This is a genomic window from Caminibacter sp., from assembly GCF_053999135.1.
The window spans coordinates 1-19,437 of record NZ_JBMXVQ010000085.1 but is presented as its reverse complement, the minus strand read 5'-3'; the positions used below and the strand labels follow the sequence as shown (position 1 = coordinate 19,437).

Below are 19,437 nucleotides of genomic sequence, written 5' to 3'. Positions count from 1 at the left end.
TCTTAGAACCCGTAAGGCTGGAAATAGAAATTTTGTGGACGTACATCTGGTATTGACTCCTGAGATGAAACTTAAGCTTGCACATACAATTGTAGAAAATGTGGAAGAAAAAATCAGAGCTATTGATCCGGATAAAAGATGGATAATAAATATTCATGCCGACCCGTATGACGATTCACATATAAATAAACTTTTAGAGGAGTGCGAGTGAAACTAAAAAATATTATAATAGAAGATAAAAAAGATAAAGCGGTTTTTGAATTTAAGGAAATTAAGGATAAAACAATTTCTGATATTTCCAGATTTTTTACAAAAAACAATATAAATTCATGTGTTATTACTAAAGATAAAAAACCGTATTATATTTTAACGGCTACGGATATTATAGATGCTCTGGTCGCTCATTATGATAATATGAATATTGCCACTTATATAGAAAAAAATCCTAAAAAAGTTATTACCATAAGTGAGGAAGAAGCGGTTTTTGAAGCCTATAGACTTATGAGAAGTTATAGAATACATCATTTGATTATAGTAGATAAACAAGGTAATTATAAAGCTGTTATAAATTTTAACGATTTTGCCTCTTATCTTACGGAAATAGCCCTTAAAGATGAAATGACGGGTCTTTATAATAAAAGATTTTTTGAATTTATTATTGACAGATATAAAAATGAAGACATAGAAATTGGTCTTATTTTTATAGATTTGGATAATTTTAAAAAAATAAACGATATTTACGGTCATATGTTTGGAGATAAGGTATTAAAAAAAGTAGCTTCTATTATAAGACATATAATAAGGGATATAGATTATGCTTTTAGATTTGGAGGTGATGAATTTGTTGTGATGGTTTTTACTTCGAATGAAGTACTTGCAAAAATAGCCAATAGAATAAAAAACACTATTAAAAATACCGTAGTAGATAACGTAAAGCTTGAATGCAGTATAGGATATGCCCATTTTCCAACAGACAGTAATAATTTAGAGGAAGTTTTGAAATTAGCTGATGAGAGAATGTATAAAGAGAAAAAAGCCAATAAGAGGTAAAGGCCTCCTTATTTATTTAAAGCCTCTACCGCTTTTAGCATCATAAGACCGGCTTCGTTTACGCTGTTTCTTCCAAGATATTTTGCTTCTCTAGCTGCAATATATGCTTTGTCGAATGTTTCTTTGCTAAGACCTGATTTTTTAACAGCCTCTTTAATATTTTCAGGTAAAATTCTTACTTTTTGTTCTTTTACATACATACTTCCAGTATCTGCGATAGCTTTTACAACTCTATAAATTGTTGGGTTGATTGGTGCTCCAAATCCTTCAGGAACGCCGCTCATAGCTTCATCCATCATTTTCCCGTATTCTGTTTCTATAATGTGTCCGTCAGGCATTACTTCAATAAATCCTTTTGCTTCAAGTTTGTCAACAGCCTCAAGGATTTTTCTTCTTTCGTCTTCGTCTTTGCCTTCAAGAATGTTTTCACAGGCAATTCCTCTGTCTGGAATCATTTTGAAAATATCCATTTCATATCTTGTCATAAATGGAAGTTTTGGATGAGTTGCTAGCTCTTCGTACATTAAACCGGATTTGCTAGGTTCATATGTTCCAAGAATTCTCTCACGTCTAGCCTCTTCTACCCATTCTCTGTTTGGTGCGCTGAATATTTTGTTTGAAATGGCAAGTGTTTTTACAGACCAGCTGTGAATTGGTCTTTCGTCATAATTTTGGTCTTCAATTACTCTCTCACCATCAGGAGTTACGAAATAAACCGCTTTACCTTTTTCATCAACACCTTCAGTAATAAGTCCGAATGCTTCAAGGCTGTATAGGTATTCTCTTAAATCAAAGTTTTCTTCGAACCATTTTTTCTTATCAGTTAAATCAGCGAATTTTTTAGCAATTTCTTGTTTTTTCTTAGGCATTTCATCAAGTCTTCTTCCGTATTTTTCAAGAAGTTTTTTATATTCTCTGATTTTTCTCTCAAGAAGTTCTGCTTTAATTTCATCAAATGTCGGAGTTTCTTCCGGATTTTCAGGAACTTTTTCATCCCAGATTTTTTTAATTGTTTTTAATGTTTCTACTTCTTCTTGTTCAATTGCAAATGTTTTTAGAGGTTTTTCGGTTTTATCTTTGTAAATTCTGTAAACTTCAAGAGCTTTTTCCCCAGCTTTTGTTAATTGGTCTACGTCAGCTACGTATCCTAAAGCTTCAAGGTTGGCTAAGCTGTCAAGGTCAATTTCTTCACCGTCAGCTACTTTTGCAATATCTTCTAAAATAGATAAATCAAGAACGCTTCCCTCAGCTGCCCATCCTCCATAAGTTAATGTTTCTTTTACTGCTTGACCAAGTTCTGTAAATGTAAAAAATTCACCTACAGGGATTGAATAAGCTATTAATCTCATAGCTTCAAGTAAATCTTTATTATTTCCTTCAATTGGAAGATAGTGAGCGTCAGTAGGACCCATTGGAGATTTTCTAATATATTCAGCAAGTTCTGCGTCTATTACAAGCTCAGGGTTTGTTATTTTGTAAGCTTCGTAAAGGTCGATTGCCTCTTGAGTTAATTCACCGTTTTGGGCAAATCCTCTTTTTTCAAGTTCTGCATTTGAGATTTTAGTAGTTTTGTTTTTATTTTTAACAGCTGCGTCAATCATAGCGATTACTTCGCTGCTAACCCATTTGAAATTGTCTTTCCATTCATCGATATTTTCGATTTTGTCTTTTACTCTGTTTAATACATCCGCTACTACACTTCCTGCATATGTAAACTCTGCAACTGCCGGCATAGGGAATCTTATAATTCCTCCAAGGTTTAACTCTTCTACGGCTTCATTGTTTAATGCTTCTGTTTTAATTGTTTTTGTGTCGCTGTTTAACAGTTCCAAAATAATTTTTGCCGCTTCTTTTTTTATAATCATTGCGCGCCTCCTCTTAATTTTTTCGTAATTTTAACATATCATTTTAGTTTAGTCAATAAAACTAAACTTTATTTTGGCTAGAGTTTAGTCGGGGGATTTAAATTGAAATAGTAACTAAAAAAGAGAAAAAAAGATAGAAAAGATTTAATTTTCTTTTGAATTTTCTTCTTTTTCAGGGTTTACCATTTTTGCTATTAAAATGGAAATACCGTAAAGTATAAGAAGAGGTGCAGCCATTGCAAGCTGTGAAAATAAATCCGGCGGTGTTAAAACCGCTGCAAGAATAAAAATTATGACTATTGCGTATCTTGCAAAATCTTTTAGTGTTTGGTCCGTAACCAATCCTAGTTTTGCTAAAAAATATGTAACTACGGGCATTTCAAAAGCTATACCAAATCCAAGCATCAGTTTTCCAAAGAAACTTACGTATTCGCTCATTCTTGGCATTGCCGTAAATTCACTTCCGCCAAATGTTATAAGCATTTTAAAGCCCACCGGAAATACTACATAATAAGCAAAAGCAGCACCGGCTACAAACATAACGGTCCCCCAAAATACAAAAGGAATAACCAGTTTTTTTTCATGTTCGTATAATCCCGGTGCAATAAAAGCCCAGATTTGATATAAAATAAAAGGCAATGCCATAAAAAGCCCTGCAAACAGTGATATTTTTACGGCTGTGAAAAAAGGTTCGGCCAGTCCGGTAAATATTATTTTGCTGTCTTTTTTAAGCTCTAGTGCTTCTAAAAGCGGTTCGCTCATCCATTGGAAAATGTCTTTCCAGAATACAAATGCCAGAAAGAAAAAAAGAAAATAGATAATTACTATTTTAATAAGCCGAGAACGAAGCTCGGCTATATGAGGTTTAATTTCTTCAAGCATTTTTTTCTTGTTCTTTTGTTGTAGAATTTGCAGTTGTTGTTTGATTTTCAATTTTATCGGTTTTTTCGGTAGTTTTAATATCTGTTTCTTCGCCTTCTTTTACGGCATCTTTAAAGTTTTTAATACCTTTTCCAAGCCCACTTGCTAGTTCAGGTATTTTTTTACCTCCGAAAAGTAGTAAAACTACTAATAAAATAACGACGATTTGCCATGTACTTACACCCATTGCGTATCCTTTTTTTGAGAATTTTAGCATAAATTATTGAAATGATGGTATTCTTTGATAAAATTTTACAAAAAAGGAACAAAATGGCGTTAAAACTTGCGGTATTTGATTTTGATTCTACTCTTATGGACGGTGAAACAATAGATTTTTTGGCCGAACCGTTGGGTCTAAAAGACAAGGTGGCTTCTATTACAGAGATGGCTATGAGAGGAGAACTTGATTTTTTTGAGAGTCTTATAATGAGGGTAAAACTTCTTGAAGGACTTGAGGAAAAAAAGGTAGATGAAATTTGTCATAATCTGCCTTTAATGCCGGGGGCTGATGAGACGATAAAAGTACTTAAAAAAGAGGGATTAAAAATTATGGTTTTTAGCGGAGGTTTTAGAAACGCCACTTCTTATTTTAAAGAAAAACTGGGTTATGATGCCGATTTTAGTAATATCCTTCACAGTAAAAACGGAATTCTCACGGGGCTTGTAGGCGGTGAAATGATGTTTAGCCATTCAAAGGGAGATATGTTAAAAAGAATTCAAAACGTTTTAGGCGTTACTCCTGAAGAAACGATGGTAGTAGGTGACGGTGCCAATGATTTGAGTATGTTTAAACACGCTACAGTTAGAGTTGCTTTTTGCGCAAAAGAAATTCTTAAAAAAAACGCTAACATTATAATAGAAGAGAAAGATTTAACTAAAATATTGGAATTTATTTAAGGAGTTTAAAATGAATACAAGTATCTGGGTAGATTATTTGGACAGGGAATTTTTAGACAGCAAATTTAAAGAGTGGATAAACAGCGGTCTTGTAAACGGACTGACAAGCAACCCTGCGATTTTTGCAAACGCGCTAAAAAAAGAAGTCTATAAAGAAGATATAGAAAAACTGAAAGGGAAATCTCCAAAAGAGATTTATGAAGAAATAGCGGTTAAAGACATTCAAAAAGCGTGTGATATTTTAGCCCCTTTATACGACAACGGAGAAGACGGGTATGCCAGTATTGAAGTGGACCCAAGACTTATAAACGATGCAAAAGGGACGATTGATGAAGCTTTAAGGCTTTATGATAAAATTGAAAGAGATAACGTAATGATAAAAATTCCGGCAAATGAAGCCGGATATAAAGCTATGGAAGAACTTGCTAAAAGAGGTATAAATATAAATGCTACTCTTGTTTTTTCTCCAAATCAGGCTATGAGGGCACTTGATGCTATAAGTAAAGGTCCTAGGACGATTGACGGGGTTATTTCGGTATTTGTTAGTAGGTTTGACAGAAAATTAAATCCTGTTTTGGCTAAGCAAAATTTAGCAAAAGACAGAGTAGGATTTTTTAACGCAATTAAAATTTACAATCAGATAGAAGAAGCCGGATTACCTAATATCAGAACGCTTTTTGCTTCTACGGGCGTAAAGCAGGAATATCTGCCAAAAGATTATTATGTAGAAAATTTATACCTGCCCCATAGTGTGCTTACATTGCCTCTTGATGTTATTGAGGAGATTAAAAATAAAGAGCTTGAAGAGAGTTTTCATTTTCAAACAAAACATATTGATGCGTTTTTTAGTTTTTTAGCCCCTGCTGGGATTAGTATGCAAAAGATTTATCAGGAGTTATTTGATGAAGGAGTGGAAGCTTTCGAAAAAGCGTTTGAGGATATGCTAAGCTCCATTAAGGCGTAATTTATGAAAAAAGAGATGCTTAACAAATTTTTATATGCTATGATAAAAAAAGGTGGTAGTGATTTACATATCAAGTCTTCTGGTGTGGTAAGAGCGAGAGTTCAGGGGAAACTGGTTACTTTTACTCAAAATCCCGTTCCAAGAAAAGAAGTTGAAGAACTTCTTTTGGATATTTTGGGAGAAAAAAAATTTAAAGAATTTATGGAAAATAAGGATTTGGATTTTTCTTATAAACTTGATGAAAATTACAGATTCAGGGGAAACGCTTTTTTTCAAATAGAAGGCCCTTCTTTGGTTTTTAGAGTTATTCCTGTTAAGGTTCCTACTATTGATGAGCTTAATTTACCTCCAGTAGTTAAAAAATTTACGGAAATAGAAAGGGGACTTGTATTGGTAACAGGTGTTACCGGAAGCGGTAAATCTACAACCCTAGCCGCTTTAATAAATGAAATAAACGAAACAAAATCAAAGCATATTATAACTATTGAGGACCCTGTGGAATTTGTTCATAAAGATAAAAAAAGTCTTATAAATCAAAGAAGTGTTGGAGAAGACACTGTATCTTTTGCCAGAGCCTTAAAAGCGGCTTTAAGGGAAGACCCTGATATTATTCTTGTAGGTGAAATGAGGGATATCGAAACAATTGAAATAGCCCTTCATGCGGCGGAAACAGGTCATCTTGTTTTTTCAACTCTTCATACGCTTGATGCAAAAGAGACTATTAACAGGATAATAGGGGTTTTTCCTCCTCAAGAGCAGCCGAGAATAAGACTTGTGCTCTCTTCTGTTATAGAAGGGATTATATCTCAAAGACTTGTACCTACCGTTGATAAAAAAAGGGTTGCCGCTATGGAAATTTTATTGAAAACTCCAAGAATTAAAGAACTTATTTCCCAAGATAGGGACAGCGAAATAAAAGACGCTTTGGAAGAAGGTAAAAATGTTTACGGTACCCAGAGTTTTGATCAGCATCTGGTCGATTTGGTTATCGGCGGAAGAATAGACGAACCTACCGCTATTGAATACGCTTCTAGTAAAGACGATTTTAAACTTAAACTAAAACAGGAAAAAATGAGACATAATATTAGTGATGAAGAAGAGGATGTAATAGCCCTTAAAAGTGAATGAAGTTTTATTGCAAAAAGCAATAATTTAGATATAATTCCAATTCGAAAAAAATTTAAGGAGACAATATGCTTGAAGGAATAATCAGAGAGAGTACTTCTAAGTCAGCGACTAAAAAACTTAGAAGAGATGGTTATCTGATTGCTAACATTTATGGAAAAGGTCAAGAAAACATAAATGCGGCATTCAAAAAAGGTGACTTTGTAAAATATATGAGAAATAAAGAACATTTAATTTTTCCTGTTAAAGTTGGAGATAAAGAGTTTAAAGCGGTTGTTCAAGAGTATCAAAAAGACCCTGTAACAGGAGATTTGTTACATGTGGATTTATTAATGGCTCAGCCTGGAGTAAAACAATATTTTTATGTACCTATTAAAGTTGTAGGAACTCCTAAAGGTCTTAAAAACAAAGGTGTATTGATTTATCATAGAAGAAGAATTAAAGTTAAATCAACTCCTGAGAATTTACCTGATTATTTTGAAATTGACGTAAGTGATTTGGACGTTGGTGATAACGTACTTATTAGAGATATTAAAATGCCAGAAGGTGTTGAGTGCTATCTAAACCCTTCAATTCCTGTAGTCGGTGTAATTAAGGCAAAATAATCCCAAAAAGCTTCTCGCTTTTTGGCGAGAATTAAAGAGGCGCTATGAAACTTATTGTCGGTCTTGGTAATCCCGGAAAAAAATATGAATTAAATCGTCATAACGTAGGTTTTATGGCAGTAGACTATTTAATTGATGCGTTTAAAGCTTCTAAGGTTTCTTCTAAATTTAAAGGTGAATTATATAAAGCCGGTGAATATCTGTTTTTAAAACCCACAACTTATATGAATTTATCAGGTGAGGCGGTCAGGGCAGTGAAGGATTTTTATAAAATAGACAATGAGGATATAATAGTTATTCACGATGATATAGATTTGAAACTCGGTGCTTTGAAATTTAAAAAAGGCGGAGGCAGCGGAGGTCATAACGGGCTTAAATCGATAGATTCCCATATAGGTAATGATTATTGGCGTGTAAGAATTGGAGTTGGAAGACCTGAGAAAAAAGAAGAAGTTGTAAATTTTGTTTTAAGTGATTTTAGCAGTGAAGAAATAGAGTGTATAAAACCCCTTTTTGAAACGGTGGCAAAAGCGGTTGAAGATATTGCTCAGGCGCCTAGCAGATACTCTAAAAAAGGGTGTTAGTGTATTTTTGGTATATTCTCAAAAAATACGTAAAAAATTTTTTTACGGTTCTTTTTGCATTAAGCGTTTTGTTTGTGATAGTGGATTTGAGTTTTAACTTTTCAAAATTGCCTTATTCTTCAAACTTACAGGTTTTATATGTTTCTTATCAATTTCTTTACGCTGTTTTTGTTTTATATCCTTTAGCAATTATTTTTTCTTTTTTATTAACTGTTTCATCTATGATTAAATTTAATGAATTTGTCAGTTTTTACTCTTTAGGTTTTTTACCTAAAAAGATTCTGATGCCTTTTTTATTATTTTCGTTTTTTTTTACTTTTTTTATATTTTTTCTTCAAAGTACTAAACTTGCTTATATCAATCAATATGCCTCAGCGGTTAAAAACAGTGAAAAACTTAAAGATAAAGACCTTTTTCTAAAGCATAATAACAAAGTTGTTTATATAAAAGAACTTAATCCGATATTTAAAATTGCAAATGACGTGAGGGTTTTTGAAATAAACGGTGACTTAAAAAAAATGATTTATGCTCCTAAAGCTTATTTTGTAAATAATAGATGGTATGCTAAAAATGCGGAAATTACTTATTTTTTTGAAAAAGAATGGGTAAAAGAATATAAAGATGTCTGTTTTTTGGAAAATTTCAAACCTAAAATACTTTCAAGCCTTAAAAGTTTGAATGAAATATCTTTTTATGACGCTTATCTTGCAATTCGTTATTTTAAAGATATTGACGAAAGCAAGATTTTAGCAATAGTGTTTTTTAAAATTTTTACGCCTCTTAGTATGATAGCATTAATGGTAATTTTCTTTTTAGTAGCTCCTGTTCATATAAGGCTCTCGAATATTACTCTTTTTATGATACAATCCATTATATTAAGCATTCTTCTTTGGGGAGGAGAATTACTGCTTTTTAAATTTTCAAAACAGGGAATAATCCCTTATTGGAGTATTGCCGTTCCTTTTGTGATTTTGTTTGTTTTAGATATATATTTTTTAAGGAGAAAAAATGAACTTTAAGAATTTAGCGGAAAAATACGGTACACCTTTATATGTATATGATTTTAATCATTTTGAAAATCAGTTTAACGAACTTAAAAAAGCTTTTAAAGCCAGAAAAAGTATTATATCTTATGCGGTAAAGGCAAATTCTAATCTTTCTGTTATCAAAAAATTTGCATCTCTTGGAAGCGGGGCTGATTGTGTAAGTATAGGGGAAGTAAAAAGAGCGCTTTTGGCGGGAATTGATAAATATAAGATTATTTTCAGCGGTGTAGGTAAAAGGGATGATGAAATAAAAGAAGCTCTTGAAAAAGATATATTAATGATAAACGTAGAGAGTGACGCGGAACTTAAAAGAGTGGATGCAATAGCTAAAGAACTTGGGAAAACTGCAAGAATTTCCATCAGGGTAAATCCTAATATCGACCCTAAAACGCATCCTTATATTTCCACCGGGCTTCATGAGAATAAATTCGGTGTGGATATTGAAACAGCTAAAGGAATGTATATTTACGCTAAAAAATCGTCAAATTTAAATCCGGTAGGAATTCATTTTCATATAGGAAGTCAGCTGACAGAACTTGAACCTATCCGGGAAGCTTCTCAAATAGTGGCCGATTTGGTAAGAAGCCTTAAAGCGATTAATATCGATATAAAATTTTTTGACGTAGGGGGCGGGCTTGGAATTAAATATAAAGATGAAGAAACTATAAAGCCTTATGATTACGCCCAGGCCATTTTATCTACTCTTAGCGGTTTAGATGTTACTATCGTTTGCGAACCTGGAAGATTTTTGGTTGGAAACGGAGGATGGTTCTTAACAAAAGTACTGTATGAAAAAGTAAACGGTGATAAAAGATTTGTAATAGTTGATGGGGCTATGAACGATTTAATAAGACCGAGCCTTTATAACGCATATCATAAAATAGAGGTGTTAAGCTCAAAAGAAAATCCAAAAATTTCAAAAGCCAATATTGTGGGACCTATATGTGAAAGCGGCGACTTTTTTGCTAAAAATATAGAGGTTCCGGAAACCAGTCCGGGAGATTTGGTAGTTATACACAGTGCGGGAGCTTACGGATTTACCATGAGCAGTAACTATAACACCCGTCCTCGTCCTGCGGAAGTAGCCGTAGAAGATGGAAACGACAGAATTATAAGAAGAAGAGAGACTTTTGAAGATTTAATAGCACAGGAATTGGATTATTTGGTATGAGAGGATATTTTTTAGATGTTCAGGGGACTTTAATTGATGATAAAAATTTTCTGCCACTGCCCGGGGCTTTAGAGTTTGTAAGATACTTAAAAAAGAATAAAATACCTTTTATTCTTTTAACAAACAACACGAAAATACCATCAGAAGAGTTTAAAAAATATTTAAAAGGTTTAGGGTTTGAATTTGATAATTATCTTGACCCTTTAACGGTTTTGGATGATGTTATAAACACTTCCGTTGCTCCTTACGGGAGTGAAAAATTTTTAAAAATAATAAAAGAAAAATATTCTGTAGATTATAAAAAACCCGGTATGATAGTACTTGGAATAAAACTGTATTCCAACGAAGAATTTGCTGACATTATAGAAATGATTTTACAAGGGGCTAAACTTGTAGGAATGCATAAAACCTCTCTTTATCATAAAAATAATAAAAGATATCCGGGGCTTGGAGCTATTTTGGAGATGTTAAAATATGCTACGGGGAGCGATTATGAGGTTGTTGGAAAACCTTCTTTTAGATTTTTTAAAAAAGCTTCGGATATTTTAAAGCTTAGTTTTGATAAAATTACCATTATAAGCGATGACTTATACGGAGACATTATTCCTGCTATGGAATTTGGTATGGAAGGTGTTCTTGTTTTAAGCGGAAAGATAAAAAATGAAAAAGAAATAAGTCAAAAACCTCACAAAATATTTAAAAATATAGGAGAGTATCTTGAATTTATCAGAACTGAGAAAACAGATTGATTCTATTGATAATGAAATCATAAAACTTCTCAACAAAAGAATGGAAATAGTAAAAAAAGTAGGAGAACTTAAAAATACTACAAACGCTCCAATTTACAGACCTGAGAGGGAAAAAGAGATTATTGAAAGACTTACTGAAATTTCCAAAAAAGAAGGCGGGGTTTTAGGTAAAGAAGAAATTGAAGCTATTTTTTTGGAAATATTTGCCATAAGCAGGGCACTTGAAAGAAAAGAAAGAATAGCGTTTTTAGGACCTGTAGGAACTTATACCCATCAGGCGGCAGAAGCGAGGTTTGGTGTTACGGCTAAATATCTTCCTGTTATAAATATAGAAGGTGTTTTTAAGACGGTTGCCAATAAAGAAGCTAAATACGGGGTTGTACCTATTGAGAACAATACCGAAGGCGTTGTAGGCATAACTCTTGATAGTTTAAAAAAATATGACGTTAAAATAGTGGCTGAAGTATGTATGGAAATACATCATTCTTTTGCTTCTTTATGTGAGGATGTAAGCAAAATAAAAAGAATATATTCTCATCCCCAAGGATATAACCAGTGCCTTGGATTTTTAGAAAATTACGGTCTTTTAGAAGCTGAGTTTATTCCCACCAAATCTACTGCCGAAGCCGCTAAAATTGCTTCAAAAGACCCTGAAGGAGGGGCAATATGTTCTAAAATAGCGGCAAAACTATATAATGTGCCTTTATTGTTTGAAAAAATAGAGGATAATAAAGCCAACAGAACAAGATTTATTATTATAAGCGATTTTAAAACCAATCCTTCGGGAGAGGATAAAACTTCTGTTATTGCCAAAACATCTCATAAATCAGGTGCCCTTTTTGACCTTCTTAAAAAATTTAAAGAAAGAGATATAAATCTTTTAAAGATAGAGTCACGCCCTATGAAAGACGATACATTTAACACATGGTTTTATATAGATTTTGAAGGACATATAGACGAACCTGAAATAAAAGAGCTGATAGAAAAAGAAAATATGATATGGCTTGGAAGTTATCTTAGGGATTGTTAAAAAAAGGAGAATTTAATGTTTGAAAAAATAAAAGACTTAAAAACCTATGAAGCCGGAAAGCCCATTGAACTTGTCGTAAGGGAATATGGAATAAAGCCGGAGGAAATTATAAAACTGGCAAGCAATGAAAATCCTTACGGTCCTTCGCCTAAAGTGATAGAAGAGGTTAAATCAAAAGCCCATCTTATGCACAGGTATCCCGATGACAGTTTTTATGAGTTAAAAGAGGGGCTTTCAAAAAAATTTGGTTTAAATGCCGAAAATTTCATAATAGGGGCCGGTAGCGACCAGGTTTTGGAATTTGCCGTACATGGAATATATCCGAGCAGAGTTTTAATGGCTGGTATTACATTTGCAATGTATGAGATATATTCAAAACAAGTGGGAGCCGAGATTTTAAAAACTTCTTCAAAAGAGCATAACCTTAAAGAATTTTATGATATGTATAAAGAATATAAACCGGAAATAATTTTTTTATGCGTACCTAATAATCCTCTTGGAGAATGTCTGGATGCGGACGATGTTTATGATTTTATAGAAAAGGTTGATTCTCAAACGCTTATTATAGTAGACGGGGCTTATCAGGAGTTTGCTTCTTTTAAAGATTCTAAAAAGGCTCTTGATGTTAAGAAATTGGCTGATTATCCGAATGTGCTTTATACAGGGACTTTCAGTAAAGCATACGGTCTTGGAGGTATGAGAGTAGGATACGGAGTGGCAAACAAGGAGATTATTAAAAATCTTCATAAGTTAAGACCTCCTTTTAATATAACGACACTTTCCCTTGCAGCTGCGGTAAAAGCGTTAAAAGATGAGGAGTGGGTTAGCAAAGGAATAAAAAACAATTTTAAAGAAATGGAAAAATATATCTCTTTTGCAAAGGAAAAAGGCATTGAATATATAGAAAGTTATACCAATTTTATAGTCCTCTTTATCGAAAACTCAAAAGAAATTTCCAACAAGCTTCTAAAAAAAGGCATTATTGTAAGAGATATGAGTTCTTACGGGTTTGATGCTATAAGAATTACTATAGGAAAACCTGAAGAAAATGATAAAGTAATTGACATATTAAGGGAAATTAGTTGAATTTTGAAGCTTTATTTAAGCAGATTATAGAATTTTTTAACAAACTTAATAAAAAACAGCGTTATGTAATTATAGGGAGTATAGTTACTGTTATTGCCATTATCTCCTTTTTAGTGGTTTTTAATACCGCTTCTTCTAATAAAAAACCCGGATATGCTATTTTGTTTGACAATCTTAAACCTCAGGACGCCGCTTTAATAGTTCAGTATCTTGATAAAAAGCAAATCCCTTATATAATTCCGGAAGAAGGCGTTATAGAAGTTCCAAAAGAAATAGTTGAAAAAGTAAGGCTTGACGTAGCGGCTCAGGGGCTTCCTAAATCCAGTAAAGTTGGTTTTGAGCTGTTTGACAAAAATTCTTTTGGAGCTACCGATTTTGAACAAAGGGTGAAATATTTAAGGGCCATTGAGGGGGAACTTGCCAAAACTATAGAATCCATTTCTGCGGTAGAAGAGGCAAAGGTAAACATCGCTATTCCAAAAGAGTCGGTTTTTGTGGAAAAAGAAGTACCCCCTACGGCTTCGGTGCTTATCAAATTAAGACCTAATATGATTTTAACCCCCAAACAGATTCAGGGAATAAAATGGCTGGTTGCCGCGGCTGTGCCTAAACTTAAACCTGAAAACGTAAAAATAGTTGACCAATACGGGAACCCTTTAGGAGAAAACGATGAACTGACCCGTAATAATGAACTTTTAAAAACTCAGCTTCTTTATAAAAAAAGAATAGAAAAAGCTTTAGAAGATAAAATAGTTTCGATATTGGCTCCTATTGTAGGAGGTAAAGATAAGGTTGTGGCAAAGGTGAGCGTTGATATAGATTTTTCTCAGGTTAAATCAAAAGCCACTATATATTCTCCGGATAATGTTGTCAGAAGCGAGCAGACTCTTGAAGAGAGCCGTATTGGAACAAAACCTAAAGAAGTCGGAGGGGTACCCGGCGTTGTCAGCAATATAGGTCCGGTGCAGGGACTTAAAAACAATCAGGTGGTTGATAAGTATAATAAAAGCGAAACCACTACCAATTATGAAATTTCAACTACTGTAAAAAATATAAAAGAGGACTTTGCCAAAATAAAAAGAATTACGGCGGCTGTGGTGGTTGACGGACACTATAAGGTTGATAAAGACGGTAAAAAAACATTTGTGCCTTTAAGCGAAGTGGAAATAGCGAATATCCAAAATCTCGTTAAAAACGCAATAGGTTTTGACCCTAAAAGGGGAGATAGCGTAACTGTCAGCAGTTTTGAATTTGCTCAGACTACAAAAGCCGCGGCTACTACACCTGTAGGAAAGATTATGGGAATGATAGAGATGTATTTAGGACCTGTCGCACCTGTGCTTAAATATCTGTTTTTGGCGTTGGTGCTGTTTGTTTTCTACAAAAAAGTAATTACCCCGTTTACTCAAAAAATGCTTGAAGTAAAAATAGAAGAAGAAGAACCGGCTAAAAAAGAAATTGAAATAGAAGAAGAGGAATTAGGAACAACTTATGATAAAATAAAAGAGTTAAAAGAAAAAGTGGAACAGCAGCTTGGAATTAGCGGAGAGATAAACGAAGAAGAGTTAAAATATGAAGTATTGCTTGAGAGGGTAACTAAAATGGTTGAAGATAATCCAGAACAGGTTGCTAAAGTTTTAGAAAATCTGATAAAAGAAGAGCATACAGAAATATAAAGGATAAATAATGGCTTTAAGTCCTCAGCAACAGGCTATTTTAGAAGAACTTTCAATGCCTGAAAAAATAGCGATTTTGCTTATTCAGCTCGGAGAAGATTTAACGGCTCAGATTTTTTCTTACATGGATGTGGATACGATTACTGAAATCTCAAAATATATTGCTACCGCTAGGGCTATAGACAAAGCCATTGCCGCTGCGGTATTGGAAGAGTTTTACGTAATTTTCCAATCTAACCAATATATTGCAAGCGGAGGTTTGGAATATGCAAAAGAGATTTTATATAAGGCGTTAGGGCCTGAAGAAGCTAAAAAAGTTCTTGATAAACTCGCAAAATCCCTTCAAAGCGAACAGACGTTCGGATTTTTACAAAAGGTTAAACCTCAACAGCTTGCCGATTTTATCGTTAACGAACACCCTCAGACAATTGCTCTTATTTTGGCTCATATGGACCCTACAAGTGCGGCTGAGACACTTAGTTATTTTCCGGATGAAATAAGGGCTGAGGTATTAATGAGAATGAGTAATTTAGGAGATATTTCTCCTCAGGTTATTAAAAAAGTAAGCGCTATTCTTGAAACCAAACTTGAGTCTTTAACCGGATACAAAGTGGAAATTGGAGGGGTGAGGTTTGTTGCCGAAATTTTTAACAGACTCGGTCAAAAAGCCGCTAAATCCACCCTTAAGTATATAGAACAGATTAATAACGAACTTGCAGAAGAGATTAAAGAAAAAATGTTTACCTTTGAAGATATTCTTAAACTCGATAATACCGCAATCCGTGAAATATTAAAAGAAGTTGATAAAAATACTCTTATGATAGCCTTAAAAGGCGCACCTGAAGAGTTAAAACAGAAGTTTCTTGCCAATATGTCGCAAAGAGCCGCGGCAGCGTTTGAAGAAGAAATGCAATTTTTAGGTCCTGTAAAAGTAAAAGAAGTTGAGGCAGCTCAGAGAAAAGTTATCGAAATAGTTCAAAAACTTGCCGAAGAAGGTAAAATTTCAATTGGAGCAGAGGAAGAGATAATTGAGTAAAATAGTTAACGGAGGAAAGAGCGACAGACATATAATAAAAACGTATAAGTTTAAAGAGCTTGACGATCTTGCAGGAAATGATGACGAGTTTGTTTCGTCCTCTTTTGCTAAATTGCCGGAAAAAGAGACTCAAGAAGATAATGTAATTTCGCAAAGCGAGCCGTCTTCAGGGGTAAATAGTGAAATAGTTGAAAATCTTTTATTAAAAATAGAAGAGCTTTCCACTAATATGTTAAAAGCTCAAAGTGAATTTGAAAATGAAATAAAAAAATGTTATGATAAACTTCAGGCGGAAAAAACGAAATCATTTGAGGAAGGTTATCAAAAAGGCCTTCAAGAAGCTCAGAATAAATGTCAACAGGAGATTAATGAAACTAAAAAACTTTTTGAAGATTCTATAAAAAAACTTGATGAAATAAGTAAAATATTTGAAGAAAAAATAGATACTATAGAAAAAGAGCTTATTTCCGTAGCGTTAGATATAGCAAAAGAAATTTTACAAAAAGAGATAAGCGAAAATTCTCAGGAAATTGCTTATAATCTGGCAAAATCACTGATGGAAGACGTGAAAAATGCAACTCATGTAAAAATAAAAGTAAATCCAAAAGACGCCGAATTTTTAAAAGATAAATTCAAAGGTGTGGAAATTATTCCTGATGAAGCAGTAAAAGAGGGAGGAGTGGTTATTTTAAGCGATGTAGGTAATATCGACGGAGAAATAGAAGAGAGGTTTAAAGCGGTAAAAGAGGCCGTATTGAAAGCAAGGAGCAGTTGATAATGTACAAAGATTTAAAAACTATGAAAATAGAAGAGTTGAACAAAGTTGCCGAAAAAATAAGAAAAAGAATACTTGAAGTTGTTTCTTCTAAAGGCGGACATTTAAGCTCGACTCTTGGAGCGGTGGAGCTCATTATCGGTATGCATTATGTGTTTGATGTGGAAAAAGACCCTTTTATTTTTGACGTTTCCCATCAGGCGTATGCCCATAAACTATTAACCGGAAGATGGGAGGCTTTTGATACGTTAAGACAGTTTGGCGGAATAAGCGGATACACAAAACCGAGTGAGAGTAAATATGATTATTTTAGTGCGGGGCACTCTTCAACTTCTATTTCTATAGCGGTTGGAGCTGCAAAAGCCATAAAATTAAAAAAAGAAAACAGAACGCCTGTAGTTTTAATAGGTGACGGCGCTATGAGTGCGGGAATGGTGTATGAAGCTTTAAATGAACTTGGATATTTAAAACTGCCTGTAGTAATTATTCTAAATGATAACGAAATGAGTATAGGAAAGCCTATAGGCGCTATCAGTAAATATCTTACAAAACTAAAAGCCGGAAGGTTTTATCAGGGATTTAAGGAAAAGTTTAAAAAGTTCTTAGACCAGGCACCGGGAGATATTAAATATGCGGCAAAAAAATTTGAAGAGATTTTTAGCGTTAACGGTGTGTTTTTTGAAGAAATGGGGCTTGAATATATAGGCCCTATTGACGGACATAATCTTGAAGAGATTATAGATGTTTTAAAAATTGCAAAAGAGCTTAAAAAGCCGGTAGTTGTTCATGCTAAAACGATAAAAGGAAAAGGTTATAAACAGGCTGAAGGGTATTACGAGCACTGGCATGGAGTCGGGCCTTTTGATTTAAAAACCGGAGAGCCTCTAAAAAAAAGCTCACTTTCAGCCACTAAAATATATGCTGGTAAACTTCTTGAAATAGCAAAAAGAGATGAAAAAGTGGTGGGAGTAACCGCTGCTATGCCAAGCGGTACGGGTATGAAGGAGCTTATGCAGGAGTTTCCTGAGAGGTTTTGGGATGTCGGAATTGCCGAACAGCATGCCGTAACATCCATGGCTCCTATGGCAAAAGAAGGATTTAAACCTTTTGTGGCGATTTATTCGACTTTTTTACAAAGGGGGTATGACCAAATTATTCATGACGTATGTCTTGATAATTATCCTGTAAGATTTGCAATAGACAGAGCTGGGATAGTTGGAGCTGATGGTGAGACTCATCAGGGTGTTTTTGATATAGGGTATTTAAGAATTATTCCAAATATAACGCTTTTTGCGCCGAGGGATTTTGAAACGCTAAAAAAAGCAGTGGAATTTGCTTATAAGTTTGACAAAGGCCCTAGTGCTTTTAGATATCCAAGAGGGGCGTTTAAACTTAAAGACGGGATTTTTGAACCCAGAGATTTTGAGCTTGGAAAAGCCGAACTTTTAATAAATAATGAAAATATAATGCTTATAGGTTATGGGAACGGAGTGGGAAAAGCTTACAAAATCTATCAGATACTTAAAAAAAGAGGAATTGAGACGGGAATTTTGGATTTAAGGTTTGTAAAACCGTTTGACAGGGAGCTTTTAAAATCACTAAAAGCCAAAAAATGGTATATAATAAGCGATAATTCAAAAGAGGGCGGAATTGCCGAAATGCTTGATAATTTTGTAGATGAGGAAAACTTAGGCGTAAAAATTAAAAGTTTTGAATATCCTGATAAATTCATACCTCACGGAAGCGTTGAAGAGGTTGAAAAACTTTTGGGTGTGGATGAAGAAAGTATTGCCGGAATTATAGAAAATGAAAATAGGGTTTAAAAGCGATATCCATCTTGATTTTTGGCTTCCTTTATATGGCAGTATAGATTCTTTTATAAAAGAAATATTAAAACCACAAGAAGCGGATGTTTTGATTATAGCAGGTGATTTAGGGCATTATAATGACCAAAATATTTTACTTTTAAAAAAACTCAAAAATTTTTTTAAAAATATACTTGTAACTTTTGGAAATCACGACTTTTATTTATTGGATAAAAAATTTAATACCTATAAAGAAAGAATCGAAGATTTAAAAAATAACATTAATTCTATTGAGGGGATTTATTTTTTAGACGGTGATTTTTTGGAAATAGAAGGGGTCGGGTTTGCAGGAGCCGGCGGTTGGTATGATTTTTCTTTAGCTGTAAAACATGGATATCCTTTGGAAAAAGTAAAACTGTTTTGGCATTATTTTATGAATGATGCTAAAAATATAAAACCTGAAATAGACCCTGTGAATTTTTCAATGCTTCAAAAAGAGAAACTTCGTAAGAGTATAGATAAAGCCGATATTGTTTTTACTCATGTTCCGCCTTTATATATAAATTGTTACGGAAAACCGGTTTTAGATAGTTTTTATAGTTTTTACGGTTATGATTTATTTAAAGACAATATAAAATACTGGATTTTTGGACATTGTCATAAACCTATGGATTTTTATGAAGAACATATAAGATTTCTCAGCTCTCCTCTTGGATATCCTCATATAAGAACCGGTAAATTTGAGATAGATTATTTAAATAAAACCAGCAAAAATAAAACCAGCAAAGAATTCTCACTCTAAATTAGAATAATTAGAGGGAGATGAATTTGGATGAGCAAAGCTCATTGATTAGATCTTTCTTGTGATTGTATGAGACCGTACATAATTCCGTGTTAGCTGAACATTTTTTATTTATTCTTTGTTCTTCAAGATCTACACTTATATTATTAGAAAATTTAGGAGCTAAAATTGCTTCTCCTACTTGAAGGCCATACTGTTCAATTAAAATTTTGAACTTAAATGACATAATTTCCTCTTTAATCTGACTTTT

The 19,437-nt window shown here is 33.5% G+C and carries 21 protein-coding genes; 17 read left to right on the top strand and 4 right to left on the bottom strand.

The annotated features are described in order from the left end of the window. Positions 1-211: cation transporter dimerization domain-containing protein (locus tag ACXJH6_RS06695; RefSeq protein ID WP_456470984.1), on the top strand; the 211-nt coding region annotated here is incomplete at its 5' end. Continuing rightward, positions 208-1,050 carry a diguanylate cyclase gene (locus ACXJH6_RS06690; RefSeq protein ID WP_456470983.1) on the top strand — a complete coding sequence of 281 codons (843 nt, stop codon included), beginning with the start codon at positions 208-210 and terminating at the stop codon, positions 1,048-1,050. The genes ACXJH6_RS06695 and ACXJH6_RS06690, both read left to right, overlap by 4 nt. A gap of 8 nt (positions 1,051-1,058) precedes the next feature. On the opposite strand, the gene ACXJH6_RS06685 is transcribed toward ACXJH6_RS06690, so the two are convergent. The 3 genes from ACXJH6_RS06685 to tatA form a co-directional block, all read right to left on the bottom strand. Continuing rightward, the gene (locus ACXJH6_RS06685; protein ID WP_456470982.1) at positions 1,059-2,915 is read right to left on the bottom strand and encodes a DUF505 domain-containing protein; all 1,857 of its coding nucleotides are present in this window, start codon (positions 2,913-2,915) and stop codon (positions 1,059-1,061) included. A gap of 144 nt (positions 2,916-3,059) precedes the next feature. After that, positions 3,060-3,797 (bottom strand): twin-arginine translocase subunit TatC, encoded by a 738-nt coding sequence (tatC, locus tag ACXJH6_RS06680; protein WP_456470981.1) that lies wholly within the window; start codon positions 3,795-3,797, stop codon positions 3,060-3,062. After that, positions 3,790-4,023 (bottom strand): twin-arginine translocase TatA/TatE family subunit, encoded by a 234-nt coding sequence (gene tatA, locus ACXJH6_RS06675; RefSeq protein ID WP_456470980.1) that lies wholly within the window; start codon positions 4,021-4,023, stop codon positions 3,790-3,792. Before tatA ends, tatC begins: the two co-directional genes overlap by 8 nt. 83 nt (positions 4,024-4,106) lie before the next feature. Between tatA and serB the strand changes: the two genes are divergently transcribed. From serB to ACXJH6_RS06600, 15 genes are all read left to right on the top strand, one after another. Further along, on the top strand, positions 4,107-4,733 hold the full coding sequence (serB, locus tag ACXJH6_RS06670) for a phosphoserine phosphatase SerB (protein ID WP_456470979.1): 627 nt from the start codon (positions 4,107-4,109) through the stop codon (positions 4,731-4,733). Positions 4,734-4,743: 10 nt separating this feature from the next. Next, entirely contained in the window at positions 4,744-5,697 is a 954-nt protein-coding gene (locus ACXJH6_RS06665) for a transaldolase (RefSeq protein WP_456470978.1), read from the top strand. A 3-nt stretch (positions 5,698-5,700) separates the two neighbouring features. Further along, a complete protein-coding gene (locus ACXJH6_RS06660) occupies positions 5,701-6,825 on the top strand; it encodes a type IV pilus twitching motility protein PilT (RefSeq protein ID WP_456470977.1) in 1,125 nt (374 codons plus the stop codon). Positions 6,826-6,890: 65 nt separating this feature from the next. Continuing rightward, entirely contained in the window at positions 6,891-7,427 is a 537-nt protein-coding gene (locus tag ACXJH6_RS06655) for a 50S ribosomal protein L25/general stress protein Ctc (RefSeq protein WP_456470976.1), read from the top strand. A 44-nt stretch (positions 7,428-7,471) separates the two neighbouring features. Further along, a complete protein-coding gene (pth, locus tag ACXJH6_RS06650; RefSeq protein WP_456470975.1) occupies positions 7,472-8,011 on the top strand; it encodes an aminoacyl-tRNA hydrolase in 540 nt (179 codons plus the stop codon). Next, positions 8,011-9,030 carry an LptF/LptG family permease gene (locus ACXJH6_RS06645; RefSeq protein ID WP_456470974.1) on the top strand — a complete coding sequence of 340 codons (1,020 nt, stop codon included), beginning with the start codon at positions 8,011-8,013 and terminating at the stop codon, positions 9,028-9,030. Before pth ends, ACXJH6_RS06645 begins: the two co-directional genes overlap by 1 nt. Next, entirely contained in the window at positions 9,020-10,228 is a 1,209-nt protein-coding gene (gene lysA / locus ACXJH6_RS06640) for a diaminopimelate decarboxylase (RefSeq protein WP_456470973.1), read from the top strand. Before ACXJH6_RS06645 ends, lysA begins: the two co-directional genes overlap by 11 nt. Beyond that, complete coding sequence (locus ACXJH6_RS06635) at positions 10,225-10,977, top strand: HAD-IIA family hydrolase (protein WP_456470972.1); 753 nt, start codon at positions 10,225-10,227, stop codon at positions 10,975-10,977. The genes lysA and ACXJH6_RS06635 overlap by 4 nt, the downstream gene beginning before the upstream one ends. Beyond that, positions 10,943-12,007 carry a prephenate dehydratase gene (gene pheA, locus ACXJH6_RS06630; RefSeq protein ID WP_456470986.1) on the top strand — a complete coding sequence of 355 codons (1,065 nt, stop codon included), beginning with the start codon at positions 10,943-10,945 and terminating at the stop codon, positions 12,005-12,007. Before ACXJH6_RS06635 ends, pheA begins: the two co-directional genes overlap by 35 nt. 15 nt (positions 12,008-12,022) lie before the next feature. Next, complete coding sequence (hisC, locus tag ACXJH6_RS06625; protein WP_456470971.1) at positions 12,023-13,093, top strand: histidinol-phosphate transaminase; 1,071 nt, start codon at positions 12,023-12,025, stop codon at positions 13,091-13,093. Further along, complete coding sequence (fliF, locus tag ACXJH6_RS06620) at positions 13,090-14,769, top strand: flagellar basal-body MS-ring/collar protein FliF (protein ID WP_456470970.1); 1,680 nt, start codon at positions 13,090-13,092, stop codon at positions 14,767-14,769. Before hisC ends, fliF begins: the two co-directional genes overlap by 4 nt. Positions 14,770-14,779: 10 nt before the next feature. Continuing rightward, positions 14,780-15,805: a flagellar motor switch protein FliG gene (gene fliG / locus ACXJH6_RS06615; protein ID WP_456470969.1), complete on the top strand. Its 1,026-nt coding sequence runs from the start codon at positions 14,780-14,782 to the stop codon at positions 15,803-15,805. Further along, the gene (gene fliH / locus ACXJH6_RS06610) at positions 15,798-16,580 is read left to right on the top strand and encodes a flagellar assembly protein FliH (protein ID WP_456470968.1); all 783 of its coding nucleotides are present in this window, start codon (positions 15,798-15,800) and stop codon (positions 16,578-16,580) included. The genes fliG and fliH overlap by 8 nt, the downstream gene beginning before the upstream one ends. A 2-nt stretch (positions 16,581-16,582) precedes the next feature. Next, the gene (gene dxs, locus ACXJH6_RS06605; protein WP_456470985.1) at positions 16,583-18,403 is read left to right on the top strand and encodes a 1-deoxy-D-xylulose-5-phosphate synthase; all 1,821 of its coding nucleotides are present in this window, start codon (positions 16,583-16,585) and stop codon (positions 18,401-18,403) included. After that, entirely contained in the window at positions 18,387-19,187 is an 801-nt protein-coding gene (locus tag ACXJH6_RS06600; protein ID WP_456470967.1) for a metallophosphoesterase family protein, read from the top strand. The genes dxs and ACXJH6_RS06600 overlap by 17 nt, the downstream gene beginning before the upstream one ends. 10 nt (positions 19,188-19,197) lie before the next feature. Here the strand turns inward: ACXJH6_RS06600 and ACXJH6_RS06595 are convergent. Beyond that, on the bottom strand, positions 19,198-19,437 hold a 240-nt coding region (locus ACXJH6_RS06595; RefSeq protein ID WP_456470966.1), incomplete at its 5' end, for a hypothetical protein.

Excerpts from the sequence above, each read along its gene's own strand:
- ACXJH6_RS06600 (WP_456470967.1), top strand. The coding sequence starts at position 18,387 with ATGAAAATAGGGTTTAAAAGCGATATCCATCTTGATTTTTGGCTTCCT.
- hisC (WP_456470971.1), top strand. The coding sequence starts at position 12,023 with ATGTTTGAAAAAATAAAAGACTTAAAAACCTATGAAGCCGGAAAGCCC.
- ACXJH6_RS06685 (WP_456470982.1), bottom strand. The coding sequence starts at position 2,915 with ATGATTATAAAAAAAGAAGCGGCAAAAATTATTTTGGAACTGTTAAAC.
- tatA (WP_456470980.1), bottom strand. The coding sequence starts at position 4,023 with ATGGGTGTAAGTACATGGCAAATCGTCGTTATTTTATTAGTAGTTTTA.
- ACXJH6_RS06655 (WP_456470976.1), top strand. The coding sequence starts at position 6,891 with ATGCTTGAAGGAATAATCAGAGAGAGTACTTCTAAGTCAGCGACTAAA.
- tatC (WP_456470981.1), bottom strand. The coding sequence starts at position 3,797 with ATGCTTGAAGAAATTAAACCTCATATAGCCGAGCTTCGTTCTCGGCTT.
- pth (WP_456470975.1), top strand. The coding sequence starts at position 7,472 with ATGAAACTTATTGTCGGTCTTGGTAATCCCGGAAAAAAATATGAATTA.
- serB (WP_456470979.1), top strand. The coding sequence starts at position 4,107 with ATGGCGTTAAAACTTGCGGTATTTGATTTTGATTCTACTCTTATGGAC.
- fliG (WP_456470969.1), top strand. The coding sequence starts at position 14,780 with ATGGCTTTAAGTCCTCAGCAACAGGCTATTTTAGAAGAACTTTCAATG.
- dxs (WP_456470985.1), top strand. The coding sequence starts at position 16,583 with ATGTACAAAGATTTAAAAACTATGAAAATAGAAGAGTTGAACAAAGTT.
- ACXJH6_RS06660 (WP_456470977.1), top strand. The coding sequence starts at position 5,701 with ATGAAAAAAGAGATGCTTAACAAATTTTTATATGCTATGATAAAAAAA.
- ACXJH6_RS06665 (WP_456470978.1), top strand. The coding sequence starts at position 4,744 with ATGAATACAAGTATCTGGGTAGATTATTTGGACAGGGAATTTTTAGAC.
- ACXJH6_RS06635 (WP_456470972.1), top strand. The coding sequence starts at position 10,225 with ATGAGAGGATATTTTTTAGATGTTCAGGGGACTTTAATTGATGATAAA.
- lysA (WP_456470973.1), top strand. The coding sequence starts at position 9,020 with ATGAACTTTAAGAATTTAGCGGAAAAATACGGTACACCTTTATATGTA.